The sequence below is a fragment of the Rhodococcus sp. NPDC019050 genome (assembly GCF_055664235.1).
The window spans coordinates 141640-147639 of sequence record NZ_JBVOON010000013.1; the positions used below are offsets into that span (position 1 = coordinate 141640).

General features: G+C 68.2%; 5 protein-coding genes. 2 read left to right on the forward strand and 3 right to left on the reverse strand.

From position 1 onward, the window contains the following. Window positions 1-19 precede the first annotated feature (19 nt). From AC0B44_RS14990 to ctaD, 3 genes are all read right to left on the reverse strand, one after another. The gene (locus AC0B44_RS14990; protein WP_471903628.1) at window positions 20-787 is read right to left on the reverse strand and encodes a peptidyl-tRNA hydrolase; all 768 of its coding nucleotides are present in this window, start codon (window positions 785-787) and stop codon (window positions 20-22) included. Then, entirely contained in the window at window positions 777-2024 is a 1248-nt protein-coding gene (gene serB, locus AC0B44_RS14995) for a phosphoserine phosphatase SerB (protein ID WP_471903629.1), read from the reverse strand. Before serB ends, AC0B44_RS14990 begins: the two co-directional genes overlap by 11 nt. A 144-nt stretch (window positions 2025-2168) precedes the next feature. Next, a complete protein-coding gene (ctaD, locus tag AC0B44_RS15000) occupies window positions 2169-3929 on the reverse strand; it encodes an aa3-type cytochrome oxidase subunit I (protein WP_471903630.1) in 1761 nt (586 codons plus the stop codon). A gap of 289 nt (window positions 3930-4218) precedes the next feature. Between ctaD and AC0B44_RS15005 the strand changes: the two genes are divergently transcribed. After that, window positions 4219-5283 carry an ABC transporter substrate-binding protein gene (locus tag AC0B44_RS15005; protein ID WP_471903631.1) on the forward strand — a complete coding sequence of 355 codons (1065 nt, stop codon included), beginning with the start codon at window positions 4219-4221 and terminating at the stop codon, window positions 5281-5283. A 28-nt stretch (window positions 5284-5311) separates the two neighbouring features. Next, a complete protein-coding gene (locus tag AC0B44_RS15010; protein ID WP_471903632.1) occupies window positions 5312-5788 on the forward strand; it encodes an NUDIX hydrolase in 477 nt (158 codons plus the stop codon). The last annotated feature ends 212 nt before the right edge of the window (window positions 5789-6000 follow it).

Below are 6000 nucleotides of genomic sequence, written 5' to 3' on the forward strand. Positions count from 1 at the left end.
GAAGAGTCCCCCGGGTGGCTCAGCCGATCACCGCGACGACGGTGACCGAACCCGGGGCGACCTCGGTGAACCCGGCGTCCCTCACGGCGACGGCAGAACCGTCCTCGACGTGCGCGAGCAGTTCGCGCCAGCGAGTGGGATCGGCGTCGCGGACTGCGCAGGGATAGCCGGCGGCGGCCCACGCCCGTGCGGAATCGAGCGGCAACGCGCCCGCGAACAGCATCGAGGCGTGACCGACCTGCGCCGCGGACTTGCCGACCGTCATGTCCAGGGCAGCGTTGACCCACAGCACCGGAACACCGGCGGGTGGGGGCGGCGGATCGTCCGGCGGGACATCGGTGCCGCCGATCTGCAACCGGGACACCCTCGGGTCGAGGGCGCCGACCGGCCCTGGGACCAATGCCCGCGCCTGGGCACCGGTGTGGTCGACGGTGACACCGTCGATCTCCTGCACGGCGCGCCATTGCGCACCGCGAGCGCGTCGGCTGACTTTGCGGATCCGGGCGTCGTTCCAGGTGCGGAACGCGTCCTGCCACGGTCCGGGTTCCCCGTCCGGCCCCGGTCCGACCCTCGGATCGAGACACAGAGCGACCGTCGCGATCGCGGCGGCTTCGAGCAGCGCGCTGCGGGCGGGCGGATCGGTTTTCGGGATGTGGAGGACGATCGGCATCGCCAGCACCGACGCCGGGTCGTCCGGGTCGGGCCGGTCCCCGTAGCCCCGGGCGAGTACCGCGTGCCGCTCCGCGAACCCGGGGTCGGCGAAGACGGGCTGCGACTCAGGCACCACGATCGAGCGGCACCCGCCGCAGCGTTCCGTCGACCCGATCGGCGGCTTCCACCTCGTCCCGCGTGACGCCCAGGACGAAGAGCACCGCGTCGAGATAGGGGTAGGACAACGCGGTGTCGGCGACCTCACGCAGGGCGGGCTTCGCGTTGAACGCGATGCCGAGTCCGGCCGCGCCGAGCATGTCTATGTCGTTGGCACCGTCGCCCACGGCCACGGTCTGCTCGATGGGCACCCCTGCCTCGTCGGCGAATTCGCGGAGCGCGCGCGCCTTGGCGGCACGGTCGACGACCGGCCCGATGACCCGGCCGGTGAGCTTGCCGTCGACGATTTCGAGGGTGTTCGCGCGCACGAAGTCGAGTTCGAGGTCGTGGGCGAGGCCTTCGATGACCTGACGGAAACCGCCCGAAACGACACCGCAGCGGAAGCCGAGGCGCCGGAGCGTACGAATGGTGGTGCGCGCACCGGGAGTGAGTTCGATCTGGTCCGCGACCTCGTCGATGACCGAGGCGGGAAGACCGGCGAGTGTGGCGACGCGCTGTTCCAGCGACTGCGCGAAATCGATCTCGCCGCGCATCGCGGCTTCGGTGACCTCGCGAACCTTGTCCTCGACACCGGCGTGCGCGGCAAGCATCTCGATGACCTCACCCTGAACCAGCGTGGAGTCGACGTCGAAGACGATCAGGCGCTTCGCGCGGCGGGCCAGGCCCGCTCGTTCCACGGCGATGTCCACGTCGATACCGGCGGCGAGTTCCGCCAGCGCCTTGCGCAATCGGCTGTCGGCGTCCGAATCGGTGTCGGGGGCGGTGACCATCAATTCCAGGCCGGTGACGGGGTAATCCGCGATTCCGCGGATGGAGTCGATGTTGGCGCCCTGCGCCGCGAGGGTGCGGCCCACCGACCGCAACGCCCGGGCGCTCAGCGGGCTGCCCAGCACCACCACGGCGTGGGTGGAGACCGCATGGCCGGAGCCGGGAGCCACACCGATCTGCACTGCGGCGCGCATCCCGATCGCGGCCATGGCCGACTCGACGGCGTCCTGCAATGCTTCGACCTCGCGGGGGCAGACGACGAGAACCCCGAGGGTCAATTGCCCTCGGATCACGACCTGTTCGACATCGAGCAGGTCGACGTCGAACCTCGTGAGCACCGCGAACAGCTCCGAGGTCACGCCGGGATGGTCCGGTCCGGTCACGGTCACGAGCACCGTGCTGTCAGACACCACAACGTCTCCGATCATTGTCGTCGAGGCACGCGCGAACGCGGCACGTGCCTATCCATTGTGGCAGTCGGAGAGGTCGCCTCCGCGCCGGGGTACGTGCCCGGAAACGGCCGAAGCCCCGCCCGTGGAGACGGGCGGGGCTTCGGTGCGTAGTGCGATCGATCAGGCGCGCGGGACGTCGCCGGGGGTGCGGTCCGCACCCTCGAGCACGTTCACGCTGTGCTTGTGGCTACCCGGTCCGACGTGCGCCTCGGCGCGCATCTTGTCGACCATGTGCGGGTAGTGCAGCTCGAACGCGGGACGCTCCGACCGGATGCGCGGCAGCTCGGTGAAGTTGTGCCGCGGCGGAGGGCAACTGGTCGCCCATTCGAGCGAGTTGCCGTAGCCCCAGGGATCGTCGACCGTGACCAGCTGGCCGTAGCGGTAGCTCTTGAAGACGTTCCACAGGAACGGCAGCGTCGAGGCACCGAGCACGAACGCACCGATCGTGGAGATCGTGTTCAGCGTGGTGAACCCGTCCGACGGCAGGTAGTCGGCGTAGCGACGCGGCATGCCCTCGTTACCCAGCCAGTGCTGCACCAGGAAGGTGAGGTGAAAGCCCACGAAGGTCAGCCAGAAGTGCCACTTGCCGAGACGCTCGTCGAGCATGCGACCCGTCATCTTCGGGAACCAGAAGTAGATGCCGGCGTACGTCGCGAACACGATGGTGCCGAAGAGCACGTAGTGGAAGTGCGCCACGACGAAGTACGAGTCGTGCAGGTGGAAGTCCAGCGGCGGGCTCGCGAGGATGACACCGGTCAGGCCACCGAAGAGGAACGTGATGATGAAGCCGACCGAGAACAACATCGGTGTCTCGAAGGTCAATTGCCCCTTCCACAGCGTGCCTATCCAGTTGAAGAACTTCACGCCCGTCGGGACGGCGATCAGGAACGTCATGAAGGAGAAGTACGGCAGCAAAACAGCACCGGTCGCGTACATGTGGTGGGCCCACACCGCGATCGACAGAGCAGCGATGGCGATGGTCGCGTAGACCAGGCCGGTGTAACCGAAGATCGGCTTGCGGCTGAAGACCGGGAAGATCTCCGAGACGATGCCGAAGAACGGCAGCGCGATGACGTAGACCTCGGGGTGACCGAAGAACCAGAACAGGTGCTGCCACAGGAGCACACCGCCGGTGGCCGGGTCGTAGATGTGGCCACCGAGGTGACGGTCGACGAACAGCCCGAAGAATGCGGCGGTCAGCAGCGGGAACACGAGCAGGATCAGCAAGCAGGTGATCAGGATGTTCCACGTGAAGATCGGCATCCGGAACATCGTCATGCCGGGAGCGCGCATGCACACCACGGTGGTGATGAAGTTGACCGCACCGAGGATGGTGCCCAGGCCCATGACGCCGAGACCGAGGATCCAGAAGTCCGCGCCGACACCCGGGGAATGCAGCTCACTGGTGAGCGGGGTGTAGGCCGTCCAGCCGAAGTCGGCGGCACCACCGGGGGTGACGAAGCCGAGCATCACGATCGTCGCGCCGAACAGGTACAGCCAGTAGCTGAACGCGTTCAGACGCGGGAACGCCACGTCGGGCGCACCGATCTGGAGCGGCAAAATGTAGTTCGCGAAGGCGAACACGACAGGCGTCGCATACATCAGCAGCATGATCGTGCCGTGCATGGTGAACAGCTGGTTGAACTGTTCGTTCGACAAGAACTGCAACCCGGGAACCGCGAGCTCTGTACGCATCAGCAGGGCCATGAGGCCACCGATGAGGAAGAAAGCGAACGAGGTCGCCAGGTACATGAGCCCCAGCACCTTGGGGTCGGTTGTCGTGATCATCTTGTAGATGAACGAACCCTTGGGTCCCTGCCGCGGCGGATACGGCCTCGCTACAGCTAACTCTGGGACTGGCTGGGGCGCTACGGCAGTCACTAATCCTCCTGAATGCGCGCTCGGCCTCGGGCTGGAGGCGAACGTTCTCTGGCTTGCGCTCATCGAATCGTAGACCCTCCGTAAACCGGTCGCCCGCCGGGTCCTACTCGCTGTCGTACTCGGCGGCAACGCTACCTGGCATCGAGTGCGGGACGTACCACGCAACCTGTGCCGCAGATCACATGTACCGTCCCCAACGAGGTTGCGGGACAGTGTCGGTGGCGTCCTGCACACCAGATAGCCTGAGCCGTCCCCTGGTTCGCGCCCGTCCCGTCAGGAGTGGTCTGAAGTGTTAGCAGTGCACCGGTCCCGAGCAGCTGTCGCATCCCTCGCGATCGCTGCCGTGACGGCGACCGTACTGGCCGGTTGCTCCGCGCCCGCCGACGACGACGCGTCGACGATCGTGCGCACGACCACCCGTATCGCCGGGGCCTCGGTGGTGGGTATCGACCGGGACACCACGACTGCGTGCGCGCTTCCGTCGCCTCTCGATCCCGGTATCGCCCCGGAAGGCACGCGCGGGATCATCCACACCGCCGGGCTCTCCGAAGTGCCCGCCGACGCGCAGCGCATCGTCGTGCTCGACGAGGCGGCACTCGACGCCGTGTGCGCGCTGGGGCTGTGGGAGCGGGTCGTGGGCGCCACCGTCGACGCCGACGGACGGCCGGAGTATCTCGGCACCGGGATCGCGGAGTTGCCCTCCGTCGGGTCACAGGGATCCCCCGACATCGCGGCCGTCGAACAGGCCCGCCCCGATCTGATCCTGGGGTCGGCGGCCGACAAGAGTGTCTACGAGTCCCTGTCCGCCGTGGCACCGACCGTCCTGGTCGGATCCGATCCCGTGTTCTGGCGCACGCAGTTCCTCCGTGCGGGCGAAGCGCTGGGGCGCACCGCCGCGGCGCAAGCGGTGCTCGACGCGTACTCCGCGGAGGCGGTCGACCTCGGACGCGAACTCGTCTCGTCGCAGACCCAAGCGTCGGTTGTGCGGTTCACCGCGGAAGGCGGAGAGATCGAGGGCACCGCGTCGTTCGCCGGACAGGTCCTCGGCGACCTCGGTGCCGCACGCCCGCCGGCGCAGCGGTTCGGGGTCGTGGACTCGCGCGCGGTCGAATCCTTCGACGCGAACGATCCGGCAGCCGCGGACGGCGATGTGATCTTCGTCCGGTTCGCCGGCCAGGACGGACTCGACCGGGGCACCGAGATCATGCGCACCGATCCGTGGCTCGACCTCGGTGCAGTCACCGACAGCCGGTTGTTCTCCGTGTCCGACGAGGTGTGGTCGACACCGGGGCCCGTCGCAGCACGCGCGATTCTCGAGGACCTCGAAGTGGGCCTCAACGGATACTCGGGATAGTAAGGAAGCGGAGAGTAAGGAAACCAGGATGCCGATTCCCGACTTCGTTCTCCGACTCCGTGCCCAGGTCGGTACCGCGCCGTTGTGGTTGTCGGGCGTGAGCGCAATCGTCGTCGACGACGACCACCGGGTGCTGCTCACCCGTCGCGCCGACAACGGCAGATGGGCCCTCGTGTCGGGCATCCTCGAACCCGGTGAGGAACCCGCGTTCGCCGCCGTCCGTGAGGTACGCGAGGAGACGGGAGTCGATGCCGAGATCGTCCGGCTCACGAGTGTCGATGTCACCGCGCCGATCGTCTATCCGAACGGTGACGAAGCTCAGTATCTCGATGTGGCATTTCTCATGCGCGCCGTGGGCGGGGACGCACGGGTCGCCGACGACGAAAATCTCGAAGTCGGGTGGTTCTCCCCCGACGCGCTCCCCGAACCGCTGACCGACAACTCGCGGCTGCGACTCGCCAAAGCGCTCGAGGACCGGCCGGAGGCATGGTTCCGGCGACCGTAGCGCCGATCCGAGCAAGGAACCCGATGTAGGCGCAGAACCCGATGCAGCCGCGGGGGGGGGGGGGGGGGGGGGGGGGGGGGGGGGGGGGGGGGGCGCGCGGGGGGGGGGGGGGGGGGGGGGGGGGGGGGGGGGGGGGGGGCGGCGGGGGGGGGGGGGGGGGGGGGGGGGTTGGGGGGGGGCGGGCCCCGCGCCCGCCTGATCTGCGCCGATCG